Source organism: Sanguibacter biliveldensis, assembly GCF_033798665.1.
GTDB lineage: Bacteria > Actinomycetota > Actinomycetes > Actinomycetales > Cellulomonadaceae > Sanguibacter > Sanguibacter inulinus.
Genome location: NZ_CP138359.1, coordinates 2800767 through 2824329, shown reverse-complemented (window position 1 = coordinate 2824329; position 23563 = coordinate 2800767). Strand labels below are relative to the sequence as shown.

At 70.5% G+C, this 23563-nt stretch carries 22 protein-coding genes and 1 other RNA gene; 17 read left to right on the top strand and 6 right to left on the bottom strand.

Annotated features, from left to right (window positions below):
• Positions 1 to 24: 24 nt before the first annotated feature.
• The gene (locus tag SANBI_RS12375) at positions 25 to 609 is read right to left on the bottom strand and encodes a TetR/AcrR family transcriptional regulator (protein WP_056129608.1); all 585 of its coding nucleotides are present in this window, start codon (positions 607 to 609) and stop codon (positions 25 to 27) included.
• Positions 610 to 773: 164 nt separating this feature from the next.
• Between SANBI_RS12375 and SANBI_RS12370 the strand changes: the two genes are divergently transcribed.
• Both SANBI_RS12370 and SANBI_RS12365 read left to right on the top strand, forming a co-directional pair.
• A complete protein-coding gene (locus tag SANBI_RS12370; protein WP_319155436.1) occupies positions 774 to 1793 on the top strand; it encodes an NADP-dependent oxidoreductase in 1020 nt (339 codons plus the stop codon).
• 56 nt (positions 1794 to 1849) lie between these two features.
• Complete coding sequence (locus SANBI_RS12365; RefSeq protein ID WP_319155434.1) at positions 1850 to 2548, top strand: type 1 glutamine amidotransferase domain-containing protein; 699 nt, start codon at positions 1850 to 1852, stop codon at positions 2546 to 2548.
• A gap of 83 nt (positions 2549 to 2631) precedes the next feature.
• On the opposite strand, the gene SANBI_RS12360 is transcribed toward SANBI_RS12365, so the two are convergent.
• Positions 2632 to 3627, bottom strand: a complete 996-nt coding sequence (locus SANBI_RS12360; RefSeq protein WP_319155432.1) for an EamA family transporter — start codon at positions 3625 to 3627, stop codon at positions 2632 to 2634.
• A 77-nt stretch (positions 3628 to 3704) separates the two neighbouring features.
• Here SANBI_RS12360 and SANBI_RS12355 point away from each other — a divergent pair, with 77 nt between their 5' ends.
• The 3 genes from SANBI_RS12355 to SANBI_RS12345 all read left to right on the top strand — a co-directional run bounded on the left by SANBI_RS12355 (position 3705) and on the right by SANBI_RS12345 (position 5553).
• The gene (locus SANBI_RS12355; protein ID WP_319155430.1) at positions 3705 to 4199 is read left to right on the top strand and encodes a MarR family winged helix-turn-helix transcriptional regulator; all 495 of its coding nucleotides are present in this window, start codon (positions 3705 to 3707) and stop codon (positions 4197 to 4199) included.
• A gap of 104 nt (positions 4200 to 4303) precedes the next feature.
• On the top strand, positions 4304 to 4942 hold the full coding sequence (locus SANBI_RS12350) for a ClpP family protease (RefSeq protein ID WP_319155427.1): 639 nt from the start codon (positions 4304 to 4306) through the stop codon (positions 4940 to 4942).
• Positions 4939 to 5553 (top strand): ClpP family protease, encoded by a 615-nt coding sequence (locus SANBI_RS12345; RefSeq protein WP_319155425.1) that lies wholly within the window; start codon positions 4939 to 4941, stop codon positions 5551 to 5553. The genes SANBI_RS12350 and SANBI_RS12345 overlap by 4 nt, the downstream gene beginning before the upstream one ends.
• A 96-nt stretch (positions 5554 to 5649) precedes the next feature.
• On the opposite strand, the gene SANBI_RS12340 is transcribed toward SANBI_RS12345, so the two are convergent.
• Complete coding sequence (locus tag SANBI_RS12340; RefSeq protein WP_319155423.1) at positions 5650 to 6057, bottom strand: helix-turn-helix domain-containing protein; 408 nt, start codon at positions 6055 to 6057, stop codon at positions 5650 to 5652.
• A gap of 243 nt (positions 6058 to 6300) precedes the next feature.
• On the opposite strand from SANBI_RS12340, the gene prfB reads away from it, so the two are divergent.
• The 6 genes from prfB (at position 6301) to ssrA (ending at position 11841) form a co-directional block, all read left to right on the top strand.
• Positions 6301 to 7419, top strand: a complete 1119-nt coding sequence (gene prfB / locus SANBI_RS12335) for a peptide chain release factor 2 (RefSeq protein ID WP_319155421.1) — start codon at positions 6301 to 6303, stop codon at positions 7417 to 7419.
• 201 nt (positions 7420 to 7620) lie between these two features.
• On the top strand, positions 7621 to 8310 hold the full coding sequence (ftsE, locus tag SANBI_RS12330; protein ID WP_056129621.1) for a cell division ATP-binding protein FtsE: 690 nt from the start codon (positions 7621 to 7623) through the stop codon (positions 8308 to 8310).
• Positions 8311 to 8320: 10 nt separating this feature from the next.
• Complete coding sequence (gene ftsX / locus SANBI_RS12325; protein WP_319155418.1) at positions 8321 to 9235, top strand: permease-like cell division protein FtsX; 915 nt, start codon at positions 8321 to 8323, stop codon at positions 9233 to 9235.
• Positions 9236 to 9238: 3 nt separating this feature from the next.
• Complete coding sequence (locus tag SANBI_RS12320; RefSeq protein WP_319155416.1) at positions 9239 to 10603, top strand: peptidoglycan DD-metalloendopeptidase family protein; 1365 nt, start codon at positions 9239 to 9241, stop codon at positions 10601 to 10603.
• Between the two features lie 83 nt (positions 10604 to 10686).
• Positions 10687 to 11217 (top strand): SsrA-binding protein SmpB, encoded by a 531-nt coding sequence (gene smpB / locus SANBI_RS12315; RefSeq protein ID WP_218928841.1) that lies wholly within the window; start codon positions 10687 to 10689, stop codon positions 11215 to 11217.
• 256 nt (positions 11218 to 11473) lie between these two features.
• Positions 11474 to 11841: a transfer-messenger RNA gene (gene ssrA / locus SANBI_RS12310) on the top strand.
• A 167-nt stretch (positions 11842 to 12008) separates the two neighbouring features.
• Here the strand turns inward: ssrA and SANBI_RS12305 are convergent.
• Together SANBI_RS12305 and SANBI_RS12300 are read right to left on the bottom strand one after the other, a co-directional pair.
• The gene (locus tag SANBI_RS12305; protein WP_319155412.1) at positions 12009 to 12371 is read right to left on the bottom strand and encodes a VOC family protein; all 363 of its coding nucleotides are present in this window, start codon (positions 12369 to 12371) and stop codon (positions 12009 to 12011) included.
• Between the two features lie 240 nt (positions 12372 to 12611).
• Complete coding sequence (locus SANBI_RS12300; RefSeq protein WP_319155409.1) at positions 12612 to 16250, bottom strand: S8 family serine peptidase; 3639 nt, start codon at positions 16248 to 16250, stop codon at positions 12612 to 12614.
• A gap of 509 nt (positions 16251 to 16759) precedes the next feature.
• On the opposite strand from SANBI_RS12300, the gene SANBI_RS12295 reads away from it, so the two are divergent.
• Both SANBI_RS12295 and SANBI_RS12290 read left to right on the top strand, forming a co-directional pair.
• Complete coding sequence (locus tag SANBI_RS12295) at positions 16760 to 17077, top strand: DUF3039 domain-containing protein (protein WP_056130788.1); 318 nt, start codon at positions 16760 to 16762, stop codon at positions 17075 to 17077.
• A gap of 122 nt (positions 17078 to 17199) precedes the next feature.
• Complete coding sequence (locus SANBI_RS12290) at positions 17200 to 19020, top strand: DEAD/DEAH box helicase (RefSeq protein ID WP_319161301.1); 1821 nt, start codon at positions 17200 to 17202, stop codon at positions 19018 to 19020.
• Between the two features lie 114 nt (positions 19021 to 19134).
• Here SANBI_RS12290 and SANBI_RS12285 read toward each other — a convergent pair whose 3' ends face one another.
• Positions 19135 to 20457: a nicotinate phosphoribosyltransferase gene (locus SANBI_RS12285; protein WP_319155408.1), complete on the bottom strand. Its 1323-nt coding sequence runs from the start codon at positions 20455 to 20457 to the stop codon at positions 19135 to 19137.
• Between the two features lie 73 nt (positions 20458 to 20530).
• Here SANBI_RS12285 and clpS point away from each other — a divergent pair, with 73 nt between their 5' ends.
• Genes clpS through SANBI_RS12265 form a run of 4 tightly spaced genes read left to right on the top strand, consistent with a single transcriptional unit; the run spans position 20531 to position 23392 of the window.
• Positions 20531 to 20824, top strand: a complete 294-nt coding sequence (clpS, locus tag SANBI_RS12280; protein ID WP_056129637.1) for an ATP-dependent Clp protease adapter ClpS — start codon at positions 20531 to 20533, stop codon at positions 20822 to 20824.
• Positions 20825 to 20826: 2 nt separating this feature from the next.
• Positions 20827 to 21768 (top strand): DUF2017 family protein, encoded by a 942-nt coding sequence (locus tag SANBI_RS12275; RefSeq protein ID WP_319155405.1) that lies wholly within the window; start codon positions 20827 to 20829, stop codon positions 21766 to 21768.
• 17 nt (positions 21769 to 21785) lie between these two features.
• Entirely contained in the window at positions 21786 to 22592 is an 807-nt protein-coding gene (gene murI / locus SANBI_RS12270; protein WP_056129646.1) for a glutamate racemase, read from the top strand.
• Positions 22589 to 23392 carry an MBL fold metallo-hydrolase gene (locus SANBI_RS12265; protein WP_319155402.1) on the top strand — a complete coding sequence of 268 codons (804 nt, stop codon included), beginning with the start codon at positions 22589 to 22591 and terminating at the stop codon, positions 23390 to 23392. The genes murI and SANBI_RS12265 overlap by 4 nt, the downstream gene beginning before the upstream one ends.
• The last annotated feature ends 171 nt before the right edge of the window (positions 23393 to 23563 follow it).

The following is a 23563-nucleotide window of genomic DNA, read 5'->3' as shown; positions in this document are numbered from 1 at the left end:
GGGACGCTACTCCGGCGGGGTGCGTCAGGACAGGGCTCGGACGACCTCTCCGGCGGTCTCGAGCAGCGCGAGAGCCTCGGGCTGGTTGATGCGTGCGACGACCATCGCGCCGATGCTCAGCGATGCCAGCACCCGGGCTGTGCTGTCGAGCTCGGGCTCGCTCAGCCCGGGGTGCCCGGCCGCGAGCGCCGTGCGCAGCGCGGCGGTCAGCTCGGAGCGGTAGCCGTCGACGACGTCACGGGCGGCGGGGTCCTGGGCGGCGAGCCCGGCGGTGCTGTTGACGAGCAGGCACCCGCGGCGCGGCGAGTCGTCTGGGAGCGCGGCCACGGCGGCGTGCAGCGAGGTGAAGTAGCCGAGCAGCGCCGCGGTGCCGGTGCTCGGTGCCACGAGCGGGGCGAGCCGTGGGCGGATGACCGTCGTGAGGTAGTCCTCGACGGCTGCGTCGAAGAGCCCGCGCTTGCTGCCGAAGGCGTGGTAGAGGCTCGACCTGTTGAGGCCTGTGCTCGCCTCGAGCTCGGAGAGCGAGGCGCCGTCGTAGCCGTGCTGCCAGAACACGTCCCGGGCGGCGCGGACGGCTGTGGTGGTGTCGAAGCTCTGCGTGCGACCCATGACGGTCTCTCTTCTCGTGCTCGGTGCTGCCTGTCCCCGCGTCGTGGGCGGCGACGGTCTGGGTGATGCTCGGAGCTGGTGGTGTGACGGCCGTCGCGTCTGCGGCGAGCCGGACCCTGCCCTATAGTGGAACGATCGGTTCACAATAGCAGAGGACGTTCATCATGACGCAGCCCGTCACCAGCACCCAGATCCAGCTCGTCTCCCGCCCTGAGGGCTGGCCGACGGCTGAGAACTTCCGCACCGTCACCGTCGAGCTCCCCGAGCTGGCCGCGGGCGAGGTGCGCATCGAGAACGAGTTCATGTCGGTCGACCCCTACATGCGTGGTCGCATGAACGACGTGAAGTCCTACACGCCTCCCTTCGCCCTCGGCGAGACCATGACCGGCGGCGCTGTCGGCCGCGTGGTCGCCTCGACGTCGGACGACGTCCCCGTCGGGTCTGTCGTGGTGCACCAGCTCGGCTGGCGCGACGTCGCCCAGGGACCGGCCGCAGGTGTGCGCGTCGTCCCCGAGGTCGATGGCATCCCCAGCTCGGCGTACCTCAGCGTGCTCGGCATGACAGCCCTGACCGCCTACGTCGGCCTCCTCGAGATCGCCCACCTGCGTGAGGGTGACACCGTCTTCGTCTCCGGTGCCGCTGGGGCCGTCGGCAGCATGGTCGGGCAGATCGCCCGCCTCAAGGGCGCTGCGCGCGTCGTCGGCTCGGCCGGGTCCGCCGAGAAGGTCGCGCTCCTCACCGAGCGCTACGGCTTCGACGCCGCCTTCAACTACAAGGACGGCGACGTCGCAGGCCAGCTCGCCACCTCCGCCCCCGACGGCATCGACGTGTACTTCGACAACGTCGGCGGCGAGCACCTCGAGGCTGCCCTCGGTGCCTTCAAGGACGGCGGGCGCGCCGCGCTCTGCGGTGCGATCTCGCAGTACAACACGACGGGCGAGGCCACAGGCCCCCGCAACATGGCGAACATCGTCACCCGGGGGCTGATGCTCCAGGGCTTCACCGTCGGCAACTACACGCAGCACTTCCCGGCCTTCATGGCCGACATGACCGCGTGGGTCACCGCCGGCGACGTCGTCTTCGACGAGACCGTGGTCGAGGGCCTGGACCACGCCGTCGACGCGTTCCTCGGCATGATGCGCGGAGAGAACGTGGGCAAGATGGTCGTCAAGACCGCACGCTGAGCGCCCCGAGCACCAGCACAGGCATCACCCGATCGACCACCGAGAAGGAGAACGTCATGAGCAGCGTCTTGTTCGTCGTCAGTGCCGCGCAGGGTTGGACCCTCGCCGACGGCACGGTCCACCCGACAGGTTTCTGGGCCGAAGAGCTCGCCGAGCCGCACCGCCTGTTCACCGAGGCGGGCTGGGACATCACGATCGCGACGCCCGGTGCCGTGAAGCCGACCGTCGACGCCGGGAGCCTCGCGCCCCAGGCGACCGGCGGCGAGGAGCGCTCCGCCGAGCTCGAGGCCTACCTCGCCTCGATCGACGACCAGCTCGCGTCGGTCGTCGACCTCGGGTCGGTCAGCGCGACCGACCACGACGTCGTGTTCTACCCCGGCGGCCACGCCCCGATGGAAGACCTCGCTGTCGACACGACCTCCGGAGCCCTCCTCACCACGGCGCTCGACGAGGGCATCCCGCTCGGGGTGCTGTGCCACGCACCGGCCGCGTTCCTCGCCACGCGCCGCCAGGACGGGTCGTGGCCCTTCGCCGGGTACCGCATGACCTCCTTCACCGACGAGGAGGAGCGGATCGGCGGGCTCGCCGACAAGGCCTGCTGGCTCGTCGAGACCGAGCTCAAGGGCCGGGGTGCTGACTTCGTCGGCGGTGCGCCCTTCGAGCCGAACGTGCAGCAGGACCGCGGGCTGTACACCGGGCAGAACCCGGCGTCCTCGGTGCTGCTGGCCCGGACGCTCATCGAGTCGGTGGGCTGAGAGCTCCGCTCGCCAGAGCCGCTCTGACCGCGGCTCTCACCAGCACGTCCCGCGCCTGCAGCGGGCCACGACCGCGTCTCCCCTCACGAGGGGGAGGCGCGGTCCCTGCGTCGGGTGAGGTCGGGCTCCTCTGGCATCTCTGCGACCTGCGGCGGCTCCGCGACCCCCTGTGCCCCCTGCGTCCCCGAGGCCTGCGCTGCTCGCGGTCCCTCTGGCCGCTCCGACGCCACCGGTCCCTCGGGTGCAACCGGGCGGGGCCGGAGCTGGGCGAGCACGAGCGAGGCGAGGACGATCCCGCCCCCGAGCAGCTGGAGCGCGGTGAGCCTCTGGTCGAGCACCGCCCAGCCGAGCACCGTCGCGACCACAGGGTTGAGCAGGCCGAGGAAGGTCACATCGGTCGGTGGCAGCGCTCGCAGACCGCGGAACCACAGGGCGTACCCGAGGACGGATCCGACGAGCGCGAGATAGGCGTAGCCGGCGACGTTCTCGCCCGTGAGGTGCGTCGGCAGCCCCTCGACGGCGAGGGCGAGCGGGAGGAGCACGAGACCGCCCGCGGTGAGCTGCCACCCCGTCGTGGCGAGCGACGACGCCGGGGAGACCCACCGCTTGGCGAGGATCACCCCGACAGACATCGAGACGGCCGCACCCGCCGCGGCGACGACGCCGACCGCGTCGAGGTCGGTCTCGCCGCGCAGCACCAGCAGGCTGACGCCGACCACGCCGAGGACTGCCGCGACGAGGGTCCGGGCGGTGAGCCGCTGGCCGAGCACGACCACCGCGAGCAGGGCGACGATCAGTGGCTGGAGCGCGCCGACTGCCGACGCGACGCCTCCCGGGAGCCTGTACGCGGCGACGAAGAGCAGTGCGAAGAAGCCGCCGATGTTGAGCGAGCCGAGCACGAGCGACCTCCACCACCAGGCGCCGTGGGGGAGCTGTCGGGTGATGGCGACGAGCAGCAGACCCGCCGGGAGGGCGCGGATGGCGCCGGCGAGGAACGGTCGGTCCGGGGGGAGCAGCTCGGAGGTGACGAGATAGGTGGTGGCCCAGACGGCTGGAGCCACGGAGGTCGCGAGCAGCATGCGGTGTCGGTTGCTTAGCACTAAGAGAAAGTATCACAGCGCTAAGACATCCTGGCTGGCGCTGGTAGGTTGAGCGCGTGCCTGACCACGTCGACCACCTGCTCGCCCAGTGGGCCGTCGAGCGCCCCGACCTCGACGTCTCCGCGATGGGGGTCGTCGGGCGCCTCGCCCGCGTCCAGCGCATCGTCGAGGCCGAGCTGCGGACGACCTTCGCCGCCCACGACCTCGACGCGTCGTCCTTCGACGTCCTCGCGACGCTGCGACGCAACGCAGCCGCGGGCGGGCTGACCCCCGCAGCCCTCATGCGGTCGGCGATGGTCACGTCAGGAGCGATCACCCAGCGTCTCGACAGGCTCGAGGAGCGCGGGCTGGTGCAGCGCTCACCTTCCGACGCCGACAGACGCAGCGTCCTGGTCCAGCTCACCGACGCCGGACGCGCCCTCGTCGACGAGACGCTGCCGGACCACGTCGCGACCGAGGAGCGGCTGCTCGCCGGGCTCGACGCCGAGCGTCGCGAGCTGCTCGCCAGCACGCTGCGGTCCCTCCTCGAGCACCTCGGCGACGAGGCGTAGCACCCGGCTGCTGCTCACAGCAGATCTGCCTCGAGACGATCCGGCCCCGCAGCCGCGACCGCTGAGACACCGTGGGGTGCACACCCACCACCGAGGAGGACCCCGTGCACCTCACCAGCACCCACGAGACCCCGACAGCCGTCGGCGGCGCGCTCGCGGACAGGCTCACGAACGGCCTGATGTTCCGCCGCGTCGTCGTGATCGGCCAAGAGGTCGACGACGACCTCGCCACCCGCGTCTGCAGCCAGCTCCTGCTGCTCTCCGCCGAAGACCCTCATGCCGACATCGTCCTGCTCATCGCCTCGCCCGGCGGTTCGGTGTCAGCCGGGCTCGCCATGTACGACGTCATGCGGCTGATCCCGAACGACGTGAGCACCGTCGCGCTCGGCACCGCAGCGAGCATGGGGCAGTTCTTTCTCTCCGCCGGGACACGCGGCAAGCGCTTCGCCCTGCCCCATGCCCGCATCCTCATGCACCAGGGGTCGGCCGGGCTCCAGGGCACCGCCGTGGACATCGCGATCCAGGCCGAGAACCTGGAGCACACCAAGAAGGTCATGCTCACGCTGATCGCCGAGCACACGGGGCAGCCCTACGACAGGGTCGAGCGCGACTCAGACCGAGACCGGTGGTTCACCGCCCAGGAGGCGCTCGACTACGGCTTCGTCGACGCCGTCGCGAGCGACCTCGCGCAGGTGCTCCCCGTCCAGGGCCAGCGGCCCGCCGGCCTGGCAGGTGCCCGATGAGCGGCCAGTACACGATCCCGAGCGTCATCGAGAAGACCACGACGGGGGAGCGGGCCGCCGACGTCTACAGCCGCCTGCTCTCCGACAGGATCGTGTTCCTGGGGACCGAGATCGACGACGGTGTCGCGAACGTGGTCGTCGCCCAGCTGATCCACCTGGAGTCTGCTGCACCCGACCTCCCGATCGAGCTGTACATCAACTCGCCAGGCGGCTCGGTCAGCGCCATGCTCGCGATCTACGACACCATCCAGTACCTGCGCGCCCCTGTCGGCACGGTGTGCGTCGGGCAGGCAGCGTCGTCGGCCGCGGTTCTGCTCGCCGCCGGCGAGCCGGGGCGGCGCGGCATCCTGCCCCACGCCCGCGTCCTGCTGCACCCGCCGTCGGTCAGCAGCGGCCGTGGAGCGCTGCCCGACCTCGAGATCCAGGCCAAGGAGATCCAACGGGTCCGCGACGAGGTCGACCACATCCTCGCCGAGCACACGGGGCAAGACCTCGCTGTCCTGCGGGCCGACACGTCGAGGGACCGGATCTTCACGGCCGGTCAGGCTGTCACCTACGGGCTCGTCGACGAGGTCGTGGCGAGCCGGAAGGTCCGCGCGGGGGTGCGGTGACGCTCGTGCCGCGGCTGGCTCGGAGGTGGGAGCCGCCGGCCGTCGTCGGGGAGCGCGGCTGAACTCCAGGCCGCCGGCTCGACGTCGGAGGGGCGGTCAGGCGGCCATGAGGCGGGCCCCGTCGCCTGTGCCCCGTGCGAGCGCCCCCGACACCCGCGAGGTCAGGTCGAGCAGCGTGAGCGACAGGGCGGCCCCGACGGCCTCGAGCACCTCAGACGACGGCTCTTTGCGGCCGCGCTCGATCTCGGAGAGGTACTGGGTCGAGACACCGGCACGGCGGGCGACGTCGGCGAGCGTCCGCGCCTGGGCCCTCCGCTCGCCGCGCAGCTCGTGACCGACGGCCTCGCGCCAGAGGAGCGAGGGGCCGGAGGCGCGGGGAGCCGCGAGAGAGGTGTGGTCGGTACCGGCATCGCGGACCGGGGTCCGCTGGGCTTCCGCCGTGCCCGGCGTCGTCCGCCCCTGCTCCGCTGCAGGACGGACGGGGAAGTGGATCAGGGTTCCCACGGGGTCTCCTCGTCGTGCGGCTCGGTCCGGCTCTGTGCGTCCTGGTCCGAGCCTAGGGTGCCGGTGCGCCGCGAGGACCCAGGTGGGCGTCCGCCCATGGTGAACAGCGCCAGGGACGGACGCCTCGAGACGACCCGGCTCCGTCTCCGCTGACGTCTCCCCGCGCGCCCCCCGGCCCGTCAGCGGGGTGACCGGCACCGTGCGTCCCCCCGCTCCGGCCGGAGTCGCGTAACCTTGACGATCGTGGCTACCACCGACTTCGCATCAGAGATCAGCGCCCTGCGCGGCACCCTCGCGACCATCAGCGCCGTGACCGACCCGGAGGCGCTGAAGATCCGCATCGCCGAGCTCTCGGACCAGGCCTCCGCGCCTGACCTCTGGGACGACACCGAGGCAGCGCAGAAGGTGACGACAGCCCTGTCCCAGGCGCAGACCGAGCTCGACCGCATCGTGAACATGGAGTCGCGCATCGACGACCTCGAGGTGCTGGTCGAGATGGCGACCGAGGGTGACGGCGCCGACGACGTCGAGACCCTTGAGGAAGCCCAGAAAGACCTCGACGGCATCCGCCGCGACCTCGGCGACCTCGAGGTCCGCACCCTGCTGTCGGGGGAGTGGGACGCCCGCGAGGCCGTCGTGAGCATCCGTGCAGGAGCCGGTGGCGTCGACGCCGCGGACTTCGCCGAGATGCTCATGCGCATGTACCTGCGCTGGGCCGAGCGCCACGGCTACCCGACCGCCGTGCTCGACACCTCCTACGCCGAGGAGGCCGGGCTCAAGTCCGCGACCTTCGAGGTCAAGGCCCCGTACGCCTTCGGCAACCTCTCCGTCGAGGCCGGCACGCACCGCCTCGTGCGCATCTCGCCCTTCGACAACCAGGGCCGCCGCCAGACCTCCTTCGCCGCCGTCGAGGTCATCCCGCTCATCGAGTCGACCGACCACGTCGACATCCCGGACAACGAGATCCGCGTCGACGTGTTCCGCTCGTCGGGCCCGGGTGGGCAGTCGGTCAACACGACAGACTCCGCGGTGCGCCTCACGCACATCCCGACGGGGATCGTCGTGTCGATGCAGAACGAGAAGTCGCAGATCCAGAACCGTGCCGCTGCCATGCGCGTGCTCCAGTCCAGGCTGCTCCTCGAGCGCCAGGCGCAGGAGAAGGCCATGAAGAAGGAGATGGCCGGGGACGTCAAGGCCAGCTGGGGCGACCAGATGCGCTCCTACGTCCTCCAGCCGTACCAGATGGTCAAGGACCTGCGGACCGAGCACGAGGTCGGTAACACCTCGGCGGTCTTCGACGGCGAGATCGACGACTTCATCGAGGCCGGGATCCGCTGGCGCCGGTCGAAGTCCGACAGCTGACCGGCAGCTGCCGGCAGCTGCCGGCAGCCGAGCGTGATGTGAGGCCCGCCGCCGCCGGGCCGTGTCCAGACTGCTCCCAGGCTCGCCACCGGGCGGCGTGTCGGGCGTGAGGTCCTGTGCAGGGGTGCATACTCTCGAACCGGTCTGCCCGCCCTGCGGGCAGCCGTGCTCGCCCCACCGAACGGAAGCCTGGGCCCAGTTGTGATTCGTTTTGAGAACGTCAGCAAGGTGTACGCGCGTGGTGCGCGGCCTGCGCTCGACGACGTCTCCCTCGAGGTGGAGCGCGGAGAGTTCGTGTTCCTCGTCGGTGCGTCCGGCTCGGGGAAGTCGACCTTCCTGCGCCTCGTGCTGCGCGAAGAGCGCGCGACCTCGGGCGAGGTCTTCGTCGCCGGCCGCAACATGCAGACCCTCTCCAACTGGAAGGTCCCCACGCTGCGCCGCCAGATCGGTGCGGTGTTCCAGGACTTCCGCCTGCTGCCCAACAAGACGGTCTTCGAGAACGTCGCCTTCGCGCTCCAGGTGATCGGCAAGCCGCGGCACCACATCATGACCACGGTCCCCGAGACCCTCGACATGGTCGGGCTCGCGGGCAAGGAGAAGCGCCGTCCGCACGAGCTCTCCGGTGGTGAGCAGCAGCGCGTGGCGATCGCCCGCGCCTTCGTGAACCGGCCCTCGATCCTGCTCTGCGACGAGCCGACAGGAAACCTCGACCCGACCACGTCGCTGGGCATCATGCGCCTGCTCGACAGGATCAACCGCACGGGCACGACCGTGGTCATGGCCACGCACGACGACGAGATCGTCGACCAGATGCGCAAGCGCGTCATCGAACTGTCCACGGGTGAGCTGGTCCGCGACCAGTCCCGTGGCGTCTACGGCTCTGCCCGCTGAGGGGATATCGGTGCGTTTCCAGTTCATTCTTTCCGAGATCGGGATCGGTCTCCGGCGCAACCTGTCGATGACCATCTCGGTCGTCCTCGTGACCTTCGTGTCCCTGACCTTCGTGGGCGCCGCCGTCCTGCTGCAGTCGCAGATCGGCAAGTTCAAGGGCGAGTGGTACGACAAGGTCGAGATCAGCGTCTTCCTCTGCCCACCCGGCTCGAGCCAGCCGACCTGTGCGGGCGGTGAGGCCACCAACGAGCAGATCGACTCGGTCCGCGCGGTCCTCGAGCAGCCCGACGTCAAGGCCGAGATCCAGAGCGTCACCTTCGAGAGCAAGGCCGAGGCCTGGGTGACGTTCTCGGAGCAGTTCGACGACCGCTGGTGGTTCAACACCGTGAGCGAGGACGACATGAACGCGTCGTTCCGCATCAAGCTCGTCGACCCCGAGCAGTACCAGGTGATCAACGACGTCCTCACCGGCAGACCCGGAGTCGAGACCGTCAGCGACCAGCGGAGCATCTTCGAGCCGCTGTTCCTCGTGCTCAACCGTGCGACGCTGCTCTCGGCGGGACTGGCCGGTGTCATGCTGCTCGCTGCGGTCCTGCTCATCACGACGACCATCCGGCTCTCCGCGCTCAGCCGCAAGCGCGAGACGGGCATCATGCGCCTGGTCGGAGCGTCCAACTTCTTCATCCAGCTGCCCTTCATGCTCGAGGGCGCGATCGCCGCGACGGTCGGTGCCCTCATGGCCGTCGGCGGGCTCTGGCTCGGCGTCAAGTATCTGGTCGAGGACTGGCTCGGCCAGTCCATGCAGTGGATCCCGTACGTCACGACCAGCGACGTGTGGGTGATCGCGCCGCTGCTCATCGGTGTCGCGTTCTTGCTGGCCGCCATCTCGTCGATCGTCACCCTGAGCCGCTACACGAAGGTCTGACACATGACTCGCCTGAGGTCCCTCTCCGCCGCACTGCTCTCGGTCGCCCTGCTGGTCGGCCTGAGCGTGATGCCCGCCTCCGCCGACGACCTGGACGACCGCCTCGCGGACGCGCAGGCGAAGAAGGACGCTGCGAGCTCGGCGCTCACCGCCGTGAGCGACGACCTCGCCGAGACGGACGAGGCCCTCGCCCAGGCGTACATCGACCTGCAGACGATCGAGGCCGAGCTCCCCGTCGCGCAGGCGACGCTCGACAAGGCCAACGCGGCGTACGAGACTGCGCAGCGCGAGGCGGACAGCCTCGCGCAGCGCCTCACGGACGCCGAGGCCGAAGAGACCACGCTCGTCGACACCATCGCCGAGAACGAGACCGCGTCGACCGACGCGCACAACGCCGTCGCGGAGATGGCCCGGCAGGCCGCTCGCGGCGACCTCGGCATCTCGAGCCTGGAGTTCGTCGTCGGGGCCAAGACGACCGACGAGTTCGTCACGCAGTACAACATGTCGACCACGGCGCTGCGGACGCAGAACTCCTCCCTCGAGGACCTCCGCCAGACGCAGGCTGTCACGAGCAACACCCAGGTGCGCCTCGACGCCGTCAAGGACGCGATCAGCACCCTCAAGACCGACGCCGACGCCAAGCTCGTCGAGGCCGACGCGGCCAAGACCAGCGCTGCTGACGCGAAGACCGAGGTCGAGCGGCTCATCACCGAGCAGGCGTCCAAGAAGACGACGATCGAAGAACGCAAGAAGACCGAAGAGGCCCGGCAGGCCGAGCTCACGACGCAGAGCGACGACCTCACGTCGGAGATCCAGGACATCATCGGTCTCCAGGATGCCGAGCGTGCCCGCATCGCCGCCGAGCAGGAGGCGCAGCGCAAGGCCGCCGAGGCCGCGAGGCCGCCTGCGTCCTCGGGGGGCGGGTCACCGGCTCCTGCACCAGCACCCGCCCCGGCCCCGCCGTCAGGCAAGGTGTTGTCCTACCCGACCGCCGTCCCGCACATCACCTCCAGCTACGGCTGGCGGCTGCACCCCGTGCTCGGCTACTACAGGCTGCACGCCGGGACCGACTTCCGCGCATACTGCGGGACGCCGATCTACGCGGCGGCCAGCGGCACAGTCCAGTGGGCCACCTGGAAGAACGGCTTCGGCAACCAGGTGCTCCTCGACAACGGCAGCGTCAACGGTGCGAGCCTCATGACGAGCTACAACCACCTGACGAGCTTTGCCGTCTCGGGCGGCCAGAGCGTCTCGACCGGAGACCTGGTCGGGTACTCGGGCAACACAGGTCTGGGGACCGCCTGCCACCTGCACTTCGAGGTCTACGTCAACGGCGGGACCGTCGACCCCATGACGATGCTGGGCTGAGAGCAAAACAGCTCGTCCAGCCCGTCCGGGTGATCTACCCTGGTGAGGCCCGTCGACCACGGGTCGGACGAGCAGGAGGTGTCATGGCCAAGGCGAAGATGTACCAGATCCCCGACGGATCGAAGCAGGGCAAGAAGGCCCCAGCCTCGTCGGGCCCGGTCCGCTCGCTCATCGCGAGCAACAAGAAGGCACGCCACGACTTCGCCATCGAAGACGTCTTCGAGGCCGGAATGGTCCTGTCCGGCACCGAGGTCAAGGCGCTGCGTGCAGGCCGTGCGTCGCTCGTCGACGGCTACGTGAACATCGAGGGCAACGAGGCGTGGCTCGAGGGAGCGCACATCTCGGAGTACGCCCACGGGACGTGGACCAACCACGCGCCTCGCCGCAAGCGCAAGCTGCTGCTGCACCGCTCGGAGATCGAGCGCCTCGCGCAGGGCACGCGGGAGAAGGGCTTCACGATCGTCCCGCTCCAGATGTACTTCCTCGACGGGCGGGCCAAGGTCGAGATCGCGCTCGCGCGAGGCAAGAAGGAGTTCGACAAGCGTCAGACGCTCCGCGAGCAGCAGGACAACCGTGAGGCGCACCGCGCGATCCGTCAGCGCGAGCTGCGCTGAGAGGTCTCGGCCACGGTCGGCGACTCGTCAGCCGTGAGACACCACTCCCAGCCTGGGCGGCGAAGAGCCCGGGTCCTGTCGCGCGGGCCGCGGAGCGCCAGTGGGCGGGGCGCGGTCTGCCGAGTGGTGTCCGCGTCGCGCCGGTGTTCGCCGCAGGCGCACGATAATCCCGTGCGCCCGGGCCTCCTGGTCGCGTAGAGTGGAGCCATCGCTGCGCGGGGTACTCGACCGGGCACGATGCTTGAAAACTGCACACGGGGGTGATCGGTTTCGACGGTGGTCGTGTTTCGAGGAGAAGCGGGCCGAGGATGCAGACTTATCTCGTAAACGATGTCTGCAAAACAATAGGTGCCGATTCCAAGCGCACCGACTTCGCACTCGCCGCCTGAGCGAGTCCTGAAGTCCGTAAGCCCGGGGTAGCTTCCGCTCCGGTTCCTTGCGTCATCTAGGGAGCCACTGCTTGTAACGTTCGTCGTTGACGTTGCAGGGACTCTAAGACGACTGGGCCTGTCAGCTACGTGTCTGCGCGAGTGCTGAGGCCGAGAAAATCCACAGCAGACTGCGCCCGGAGAAGTACTGGATTTGCGTCACCGGACCGGGGTTCGATTCCCCGCACCTCCACCACACCCCAGGTCTGCGTGAGCAGACCGTGCAGCACGCAGAAGAGGCGGCCACCCGACAGGGTGGTCGCCTCTTCTGCGTGACGGATCGAGGAACGAGGGCTGTGCGACGGACGTCGCCCGAGGCAGCTGCGTCCAGCCAGGCCGTCCCGGACGCTGGCCGGGGGAGGGTCAGCCCCAGCAGAGGCAGAACGGGTGGCCGGCCGGGTCCGCGTACACCTGGAAGCCCTCGGCGGAGCTCGTGTCGTCGGCAGCCTTCAGCAGTGTGGCGCCGAGGGCGAGCGCCTCGGCGTGTGCCCCGGCGATGTCGGTGACGTACAGGTCGAGGTGGATCTGCTGCGGGGTGCCGTCCGGCCACTCGGGGCGCTGGTGGTCCGGCGCGAGCTGGAAGCCCATCTGGGACGAGCCGTCGACGAGGAGCGTGTGCCAGTCCTCCTCCTTCTCGACGGTGCCGCCCAGCAGGGCTGCCCAGAAGGCGCTCTCGCTCTCGAGGTCGGCGGTGTCGAAGACTGTGATCCGTCGTGTGATGTCCATCTCACGATCATGGCACCGGCGTCTGACACCCACCATCTCGAGGGCCGCGACCGTCCGGTGGCGTGACGCCCGGCTCTGACCGTCTGACCTTCCCTGGCGTGTGGCCTGCAGACAGAGGCCCACAGCGGCGCTGTCTGCAGACTGTGCAGCCCTCAGACAGCGCAGCACCCCGCCGGTCGACGACCGACGGGGTGCTGCACTGTGGTGCTGTGGTGCCGCTGGCTGCGGTGGTGGGCAGGGTCAGGACCCCGCGTCTCCTCCGGTCCGGCGGCGACGGACGGCCAGCGTCGTGCCGCCGGCGACCACGAGCAGACCGGCCACGACCAGGGCCGTCGTGATGCCGTCAGCACCCGTGCTGCTCAGCCGCCCAGGTCCGCCCGCAGATGTCGGCTCGGCCCGTGTCGGGTCCGTCGGGATCGCCGTCGGCTCGCCCGTCGGACCCGGAGGGTCGGTCGGGGCCGGAGGCTCGGTGACCGGCGGGTCCGTGGGCTCCGGGGCGACGGGGACGTCCGCGAGGATGTCCACGATGTCGGCCCGGGCGCCGTCGCCGTTGTTGAGGTGGAGCATGAGGATCCGTGGTGCGCCGGCGACGGGCTCGAGGGCTGCCGGGACAGCGCCTGCGGCTACCGGGGTCGGGGTGAGGTTGACCGGGATGAAGCCCTCAGAGTCCTCGTAGAAGATCTCCTCGGCGCCGTTCGCCCCGAACCAGACCGCCGGTGCGAACACGTCGAAGGTGGCGGGTTCGGTCCTGTCGACGAGCGAGCTCGTGGGGTCTTCGGCCGAGCGAGGTGCGTACTCGGAGAAGGTCTCCACGTGATAGCTGATCGTCGTGTCTGCCGAGTCAGTCGTGTAGCCCAGGTCGCTGAGCGGGACCGACATCGTCAGGACGTTGCTGTCGAACTGGTTCGTGTCGACGTCACCCTCGGCGAGGTTGATCGGCAGGACGCTGACCACGGCGTCTGCCGCGACGTCGACCGTGACGGCGACCATGAGGTCGATCGTGTCGTCGTAGATCGTGGCGTAGGTGTAGTAGTCCTCGGTCTGGTCACCGTCGGTGTCGATCGAGACGGCGGGGTAGCTGCGAGACTGCATGCGTCCCCAGTCGCCGTCCATGACGATGCCGAAGGTGAGGACGCCAGCGGACGGGTCGTCCAGCTGCGGCGCTGTGCTCGAGGCACCGACCGCGACCACGTCGAGGGACGAGAGGGTCTTGGAGGCCGAGTCGGCCGGGAACTCCTCGACGGCGTCCTCGACGCCGAGCTGGAGAGGCACTCCTGTCGAGGCGTAGGCCTCGGAGCCCTCGCCCTGGTCCAGGCCCGGTCCGGTGAGCGTCAGCTGACCCGTGGTCGCCGCGGGGTCCGTGAGGACGACCGGGGCGGCGTGGACGTCGCTCACAGGCTTCGGTGCGGAGAAGACCGCGACCCGCAGGGTCCCGCGGGCGTCGTCGGTCGGGACGAGCTCGAGCACGCCCGAGGCGTCGGAGACGAACTGGCGGACGACGCCGCCCTGGACGGCTTCCATCGTCGGGTCGAGCGTCCTGCGCAGGGCGCTCGGGTCGGTGATGGTCAGCGTGACCGTCGCCGTCGCCGTGCCGCCTGCGGGGACGGAGACCGTCGCGGGGGAGACCGAGTACTCGACACCGGGCACCGTGGTGCGGGCCTGGTAGGTGGGGGAGTAGCTGGCGGTGTCAGGCCCGTCGTTGGTGAGCGTGATGGTGCGGGTCTCGGTGTACCCGGCGGCGGGGACCTCGACGATCCCGAAGGACGCCGTGACGAGACCGCCGACGTCGTCCGTCGCCGCGGTGACCTGGTTGGTGACGGCGGCGAGGGCGTCGATGCGTCCTGTGCCAGCACGGGCCGGGGCGTACGCCGTCGGGTCGTCGCCGCTCACGACGATGTCGTGCGTCGCGGTGTTGATGATCTGCGCCTTGACCCTGTCCGCGGACCAGTCAGGGTGCGACTCGTAGACGAGCGCGGCGACGCCGGCCGTGAGCGGGGTGGCCATCGAGGTGCCGCTCTTGACGGAGCGGTCGTTGCCCGAGCCAGAGGCTGCCGAGATGATCCCGACACCCGGCGCCGAGACGTCGGGCTTGACGATGTCGTTGTACGAGCCGTGCTCACCACGCGAGCTGAAGCTGGCGATCGTGTCGGTCTTGGTCGGGTCGTAGAAGTCGAAGACGCCGAGCTGGTCCGAGGAGAGCTTGAGGGTCAGCGTGCCGGCGGCCGCGAGCGGTCGGAGCACGGCCGAGGCATCGGCCGTGACCTGCGCACCCGGGATGGTGGCGTTGCCGGCGATCCCGGACTCGAAGCTGTTGACCGTCGAGGTGAGGAGCACACCTGTCGCACCAGCGGTGGCGGCGTTGTTGAATCGGGCTGCCGAGCCGCAGGGGAGGGCGACGTCGTCGTTCCACTCCACCAGGACGATCTTGCCCGCCACGGCGGCTGCGTCGGTCGCCGAGTAGGGCAGGCACCCTTCGAGGTTGGCCGGGTCGGTCAGCGGGACGACCGGGGCCTCCAGGGTGAAGGGGCCGACGAAGCTCTGCGAGTACTGGGCGCCGTAGGCCTGCTCGGTCGTCGCGTCGGTGACCGAGTCTTGGAGACCGCGCCCCGAGGCCGAGGCGGCCACGGCGAGCGTGCGGGCCGTGTTGCTCGGGGTCCCGGCGATGTCCGTGACGTCACCGGCGTTGCCCGAGGCGACGACGGGCAGGACGCCCTGGTCCATGAGGGCCGCGAGCATCGCGTTCTCGGGGTCGTCAGCGGCTCCGAAGTCGCTGCCGAGGGAGAGGTTGACGACGTCGATCTGCTGGCCGTCGGCGATCGCCGCGCCCACCCAGTCGATCGCCGCACCGGTGAGGTCGGTGCTGCCGCCGGCGTCACCGAAGACCTTGAGGGAGTAGAGACCTGCGTCGGGCGCGGAGCCCGGGCCGATCTCGAAGTCCGTCGACTCGTCGACGGCGGCGTAGGCGTCGGGGAGGCGGGTGCCGTCCGGCGCCTCGCCGAAGGTGAGGCCGTCACCGCCGACGCCGTAGCCTCCGGCCGTGCCTGCCACGTGCGTGCCGTGGCTGCCGCCGAGCCCGTCGATCGGGTTCTCGTCGGGAGCGGGGACCGGCTGGTAGGTGGCCGGGTCGGTCGGGTCGGCGTTGTAGGTCGGGCCCGCGAAGTCGGCGCCGCCGAGGTACTTGGTCGCGTCGTACCAGGCGGGGTCCGGTGCCGCGGTCGAGGCGAGGGCCGTCGCGTACGCGTCGGTGGTCCCTGGTCCGCCGAAGGCCGCGTGCGTGTAGTCGATCCCGGTGTCGACGACGGCGATGTTGACACCTGCGCCTGTCGTCCCGCCACCGCTCCACGCCTCGAAGGCGCTGACGAGGGCGTCGGAGTTCACGTTGGTCGGGTCGGACACCGTCGGCAGGTCCACGGTCTGCGAGCGGATCGCCGAGATCTTGACGACGTCCTCCATGGCAGCGATCGTGTCGATGCCCGAGGCGTCGAGGTTCAGTGCGACACCCGGCACCGTGTACCGGGTGACGTAGAGGACCTCGGAGTCGGCGTCGACCGCCGTGGCCTGCGCCTCGACCGTGGCGGCTGTCGCGTCGATCTCGTCGACACGCTGCTGGACCGAGCCCGCCGAGCGTGAGGTGCTCTGCACGTCGAGGGCCCCGGCTCCGGACGTCTGGACGAACACGGAGACGCGTCCGTCGCGCCCCGAGAGCGACGGAGAGACGACTGCCGGGTCGAGACCGGAGGTGTCGTCCGGTGCGGTGCCGGTGAGGGGGGTGGTGGGATCTGCGCTGGCGGCCGGGGCGACGAGCCCTGCCGCGAGGGCCAGCCCGACGGCGGCTGCGCCGAGGCTTCTGGCACCCGACGTGTGTCGGTGAACGGTCACGAATTCTCCTTGGAGGTGGGAGCTCTGTCGTCGACGACGACTGTGGCGCGCGCAGCCTCGTGGGCCGTCCGTCGGGTGACGGGCAGCAGGAGGCCGGGTGAACCGGGGGGTGAACTCGAGCGACGTTACCAACGGGTAGCAGCCGAATGTAAGAGTCTTGTGCAGAAGTTACGAGGCGTTAACACGGCAGTGTCTGCGCAGGTCAGAGGGTATTTTTGAAGGGGATCTCGCTCGTCTCGGTGATGGGGAGTTCTCCCCATTCCGTGCAGCGGGGCTTCGAGCGGTCTGGTCTTCGCGACCATTCGTCCCACGTCTGTTCAGATTCTTGTGCTATCGCTCCGACGGTGGATCGGGACGGGGAGAAGGGCTGGTCAGGGGTCGACGTGGCCGGCCGTGACGCACGACGCGCCGAGGACGCTCGTCGGCTGTCAGGGCTCCCACGTAGACTCGCCCCCATGAGCGAGCAGCCGTCGACGAGCACAGGTCCTGAGCGGATCCAGCCGGTCCAGATGTCCCAGGACCCCTTCAACGCGCCCACGGCCCCCGGTGGGCCTGGAGGCGGGACGTCGACGAGCGTCCTCGAGCACACCGAGACGCGCGAGGAGGTCGAGCCCGGCGACCACGAGCGCTTCGCGCACTACGTGCGCAAGGAGAAGATCCTCGACTCCGCGCTCAGCGGGAAGTCCGTGATCGCGCTCTGCGGCAAGGTGTGGATCCCCGGTCGCGACCCGAAGAAGTTCCCGGTGTGCCCCATCTGCAAAGAGATCTACGAGGGTCTGCGCGACCCGCAGGACGGCGACTCAGGCTCGGGTGACTCCGGCAAGTGAGTGCTGCGTCCTTCGAGCACACGAGCGAACCCTTCGACCTCAGCGCACTGAGCGCACCTGAGCCTGAGGCTGCCACGGGCGGCGAGGCGCAGGACCACGACAGCGGTCATGCCCACACCAGCCTGCCGGCGGGTGCGCCGCTCCCGCTGCCGGCGACCCCGGTCCCGCAGGCAGCGTCGTCGGCTGCGGCCTCGCACCTGTCGCCGAGCTTCCCGCGCCGCGCCCCCTGGGGCACGGCGTCGAAGCTGCGTGCCTGGCAGGCCGAGGCCCTCGAGACCTACCGTGCCCGCAGCCCGCGCGACTTCCTCGCTGTCGCGACCCCGGGCGCAGGCAAGACGACCTTCGCGCTGCGCATCGCGACCGAGCTGCTCGAGCAGGGCACGGTCCGGCGCATCACGGTGGTCGCCCCGACCGAGCACCTCAAGCACCAGTGGGCCGACGCCGCCGCCCGCGTGGGTGTCCGTCTCGACCCCAACTTCAAGAACAGCCAGGGCCGTCACGGCGCGCAGTACGACGGCGTCGCGCTCACCTACGCCCAGGTGGCGGCCAACCCCGCGCTGCACATGGCGCGCACCGAGGCGGCGCGCACGCTCGTGATCCTCGACGAGGTCCACCACGGCGGCGACGCGCTCTCGTGGGGCGAGGCCATCCGGGAGGCCTTCGAGGGCGCCACCCGCCGTCTCGCCCTCACCGGGACGCCCTTCCGCTCGGACACCGCGCCCATCCCCTTCGTGGTCTACGACCGCGGCATGGACGGCATCCGGCGCTCCTCGGCCGACTACACCTACGGCTACGGCGACGCGCTGCGCGACGGCGTCGTGCGCCCGGTCATCTTCCTCACCTACTCAGGGCAGATGCGCTGGCGGACCAAGGCCGGGGACGAGGTCAGCGCCCGTCTCGGCGAGGCGATGACCAAGGACATGACGGCCCAGGCCTGGCGCAGCGCCCTCGACCCCAACGGCGAGTGGGTGCCCTCGGTCCTCGCTGCCGCCGACAAGCGGCTCAGCGAGGTCCGTCGGGCCGTCCCCGATGCCGGTGGTCTGGTCATCGCGACCGACCAGACGGACGCACGGGCGTACGCGGGGCACCTCGCGCGGATCACCGGTCAGTCTCCCGTCGTCGTGCTCTCCGACGACGACGGCGCCAGCAAGCGCATCGACGAGTTCTCCGACGGAGACGACCGCTGGATGGTCGCAGTCCGCATGGTCTCCGAAGGCGTGGACGTGCCACGCCTGGCCGTCGGTGTCTACGCGACGTCCACGTCGACCCCGCTGTTCTTCGCCCAGGCCGTCGGCCGTTTTGTGCGAGCCCGGCGCCGCGGTGAGACGGCGTCGGTGTTCTTGCCGAGCGTCGGCCCGCTGCTCGACCTCGCGAACACCCTCGAGCTCGAGCGGGACCACGCCCTCGACAGGCCCCTCACGTCTGAGGAGCAGGGCGACATGTACAACCCGGAGGACGCCCTCATGGCGGCCGCCAACCGGGAGGAGAAGGCCTCCGACGGTCTTGCGGACCAGGGGTCCTTCGAGATGCTCGAGTCTCAGGCCTCCTTCGACAGGGTGCTCTTCGACGGCGGCGAGTTCGGCACCGGGGGAGACGTCGGCTCCGACGAGGAGCTCGACTTCCTCGGGCTGCCCGGTCTGCTCGACGCCGACCAGGTGACGACGCTGCTCAAGCAGCGTCAGGCGAGCCAGCTGAGCGGCAAGGGCAAGGCGGCGCAGCAGGCCGCCGAGCGCAGCGAGCTCGAGCACCGCCGTGCCGCAGACCTGCGCAAAGAGCTCTCACAGCTGGTGTCCGCCTGGGCCCGGCGCTCGGGCCAGCCGCACGGCTCGGTCCACAACGAGCTCAGGCGTCGCAGCGGCGGCCCCGAGGTGCCGCTCGCCTCGATCGACCAGCTGACCCAGCGGGTCGAGGTCGTGCGGGGCTGGTTCGTCGGGAAGAAGTAGCCCGGCGGTCGGCCTGCTGGAGGCGTGGCAGGCTGCGGCGCGCTGCTCGCCCCGGGCGTCGAGGCGCGACGTGCGGGAGGCGCGGGCCGCCCGGGCGCGACCCCGGCGCTCCTCTCAGTCGAGCACGAGCGAGGTCGTCGGCACGGCGACCTCGCCCGTCGACAGCCTGCGGGCTCCGCGCGGCAGCTCGTCGCGCGAGGCCTCGTGCCGTGCTGCGGCGGTGACGACACCCTCGGCGCCGGTCCACCCGGGCAGGACCTCGCCTCCCGTCACGAGGTCGACGAGCAGCGGGCGCATCGTCTCGCTCGCCGGTGCCCACGCGGCCACGGCCTCGTCCCGGCCGGTGACGACCACCTCGGCGATCGCCCGTCCGTCCTCGTCGAGCTGACGCGCGGCGGTCTTGCGGCCACCCACGCTCGTCTTCGACGTCGAGGCCTTGGCGACGGGTGCGAGGGTCCCTGAGGAGTCTTCGCGGGCGACCAGCTTGTAGACCATGCCGCAGGTCGGTGCACCGGACCCGACGACCAGCTTGGTCCCCACGCCGTAGGAGTCGACGGGGACTGCGGCGAGCGAGGCGATCGCGTACTCGTCGAGGTCCGAGGTCACGGTGATCGACGTGCCCGTGGCGCCCAGCGCGTCGAGCTGCTTGCGCACCTCGACGGCCTGCACACCGAGGTCGCCCGAGTCGAGACGGACCCCGCCGAGCCCGGTACCCGCGACCTTGACGGCGAGCTCGACGCCGCGGGTCACGTCGTAGGTGTCGACGAGCAGCGTGGTCCCGGTGCCCGACGACGCGATCTGTGCCCGGAACGCCTCTTCTTCGTCGTCGTGCAGCAGGGTGAAGGCGTGCGCCGCCGTGCCGATGGTCTTCACGCCGTAGCGGCGACCCGCCTCGAGGTTCGACGTCCCGGCGAAGCCTGCGACGACGGCTGCGCGGGCTGCTGCGACGGCGGCCTCTTCGTGCGCGCGGCGTGAGCCCATCTCGAGGCACGGACGACCGACGGCCGCACTCGTCATGCGCGAGGCTGCCGACGCGACGGCCGAGTCGTAGTTGAGGATCGACAAGATGACGGTCTCGAGCAGCACAGCCTCGGCGAAGCTGCCCTCGACGACCATCACCGGGCTCGACGGGAAGAACACCTCGCCCTCGGCGTAGCCGCGCACGTCTCCGGTGAACCTGTACGTCGAGAGGAAGTCCAGGGTGCGGGCGTCGACGACAGACTCCCGCTCGAGCCACGCGAGCTCGTCCTCGTCGAAGCGGAACTTCTCGATCGCGTCGAGCACGCGTCCTGTGCCGGCCAGCACGCCGTAGCGGCGCCAGGACGGCAGGCGCCGGGTGAAGACCTCGAAGACGCAGCGACGGTCGGCGGTCCCGTCGGCGAGCGCCCCCTGCAGCATCGTGAGCTCGTATCGGTCGGTGAGCAGCGCGGTTCCCATGGCACAACCGTAGGTCACCTGGGCGGACGCGCACCTGAGCGCGACGGTCGGGACCTGCACCTAGAGTTGACCCGTGAACGTCAAGACCATCCCCGGCCAGGAAGTGCGCCAGGACACAGGTGCCTCGGTCGGTGAGCCCTGGGTCACCCTCGTCTGGAACGACCCGGTGACCACCATGAACTACGTCGTCTACGTCTTCGAGAGCTATTTCGGCTTCTCCGAGCGCAAGGCGCACCGTCTGATGATGCAGGTGCACTCGGAGGGCAAGGCCGTCGTGTCGACGGGCGGCCGGGAGAAGGTCGAGATGGACGTCCAGGCCATGCACTCCTTCGGCCTCTGGGCCACCATGCAGCGGAGCGGGGAGTAGTCGTGCGGCCTTTTGAGATCTCGGACGAGGGCACGGCGTACGTCGCCGCGCTGTCGACCCCTGAACGCCTCGTGCTGGCCCAGGTGACCGGCGACGTGGTCGAGCTCCTCGGCGGCGAGGACACCGACGTCGACCTCGACGATGCCGACGGCGAGGCCGACGTCGACCGTGAGGACCCTGAGGACGGCGCGGAGACCGGCGCCACCCCGTTGGACCAGGGTGCCCCGGACGCTGAGAGCGACGCCGCCCCTCTCGACGTCGCCGCCCCTCTCGATGGCGCTGCGCCTCATGACGCGCCGGACGACGCGGGTGCCTCGGCTCGCACCCCGGCGACAGCCGACGACAGCCTCGGAGCCGGAGCCGGAGCCGGAGCCGGAGCCCAGGACGCCGACCCCGACGACCACCTCCGCCAGATCCTCGACGGCATCGACGCCGACGTCGTCGTCGCCCCGGCGGACCCTGCGGTGCGCAGGCTGCTGCCCGACGCCTCGGACGACCCTGAGGTCGCGCACGAGTTCCGCCGCCTGACCGACGACGACCTGCGTCAGCGCAAGGTCGACCGGCTGCTGCTCTTCGCGGACCTGCTGCTCGAGGCCTCACCGTCGGCTGACGAGGACGAGCAGCTGCCCCTGGTCGTCGGTCGGGAGGAGGGCGCCGAGATCGCCGGTGCGCTCGGCGACGTCCGCCAGGTGATCGGCTCGAGGCTCGGGCTGCAGACCGACGCCGACACCGACGCGCTGTACAGGTCCGTCTCGGCGACCTGGGACGAGGACGAGGACGACGGGCTCGAGACCGGGCAGGAGTCTGCGCGAGGCCACGCGGGTGAGGCGCTCAGCGGCCCCGAGCTGTTCCTCGGGTCGGTGTTCTTGCTGACCGGCTACCTGCAGGAGTCGTTGACCGACTGCCTGCTCGAGCACCACCGCCGGGCAGGCCGGGCGTCCTGACGGACTATCCTCGAGGGGTGAACAACGCCCCGATCGGGATCTTCGACTCCGGTGTGGGGGGCTTGACGGTCGCCCGCTCCATCCTGGACCAGCTGCCCCACGAGTCCATCCACTACATCGGCGACACCCGGAACTCGCCCTACGGGCCCAAGCCTCTCGCGACGGTCCGGGCGCTCGCCCTCGACGTCATGGACAGCCTCGTCGACGAGGGCGTGAAGATGCTGGTCATCGCGTGCAACTCGGCCTCGGCCGCGGTCTTGCGGGACGCGCGCGAGCGCTACACGGTGCGGCACGGCATCCCGGTGGTCGAGGTGATCCTGCCCGCGGCGCGACGCGCCGTCGCAGCGACCCGCACGGGTCGGGTCGGGGTGATCGGCACGCGCGCGACGATCGAGTCGCGGGCCTACGAAGACGCACTCGCCGTCGCGACAGGGATCACGGTCACCCCGCAGGCCTGCCCCGACTTCGTGTCTCTCGTCGAGTCCGGGGTGACCTCGGGCCCGGCGGTCCTCGAGGTCTCCCACAGGTACCTCGACCCGGTCCGCGAGGCCGGGGTCGACACCCTGATCCTGGGGTGCACGCACTACCCGCTGCTCACCGGCGCGATCTCCTACGTCATGGGCGACGACGTGACGTTGGTCTCAAGTGCCGAGGAGACGGCCAAGGACGTCTACCGCACGCTGGTCGCCCACGACCTCGCCAGGGACGAGAACGCGGGGCCCCCGACCCACAGGTTCCAGTCGACGGGGGACACCACGTCGTTCTCGGTCCTCGCCCGACGATTCCTCGGTCCTGAGGTAGTCATGGTGGAATCGGTCGCATGAAGCTGACGATCCTCGGGATGGCAGGTTCCTTCCCGTCGCCGGAGTCCCCGGCGTCCTCGTACCTGGTGCAGACCACGGACGCGGACGGCCGCACGTGGTCCTTGCTCATGGACCTCGGCAGCGGTGCCCTCGGTGCCCTCCAGCGTGAGGTCAACCCCTTCGAGGTGGACGCCGTCGCGATCTCGCACCTCCACCCCGACCACTTCGCAGACCTCTGCGGCTTCTACGTGTACCTCAAGTACCACCCGGTGTGCGGTTCGGAGCGGGGGACCGGGCGTCCTGCGACCCCCGTCTACGCGCCGGCCGTGGCTGAGCAGCGGCTCGCCGAGGCCTACGGTCTCGAGGCGCACGAGTCCATGAGCGGTCAGCTCGACTTCCACGCGTGGGAGCCGGGCACCACGACGACGGTCGGCCCCTTCGAGATCGAGCCCGTCGCGGTCGACCACCCGATCCCGGCCTACGGCGTGCGGGTGACCGGACCGAGCTCGATGCGCCCGGGGGAGCGTGCCACCCTCGCCTACACGGGAGACACCGACTCGTGCGACGGTCTCGTCGAGCTGGCGCGGTCGGTCGACCTGCTGCTCGCCGAGGCGGCCTTCGTCGAGGGACGCGACAGCGTCCGCGGCGTCCACCTCACCGGGCTCCGAGCCGGCGAGGCCGCCACCCAGGCCGGCGCCGCACGCCTCCTGCTCACCCACATCCCCTCGTGGAACGACCCCGAGGTCACGGTCGCCGAGGCGAGGTCCAGCTTCAGCGGACCCGTCGAGGTCGTCACACCCGGGGCGAGCTACCTGGTCTGAGCGCCTGAGCGCCTGAGCGCCTGAGCGCCTGAGCGCCTGGGCGCTCGGGCGTCTTGCGGCCAGCGCCGGAGCTCCACGTCCCCGCGCACAGCCCGCTCGACCGCCGGACCGCCCGAGCTCGTCGGCCGAGCAGGAGCCCCGTCGACCTGCACACCAACCCGCAGCCCGTCC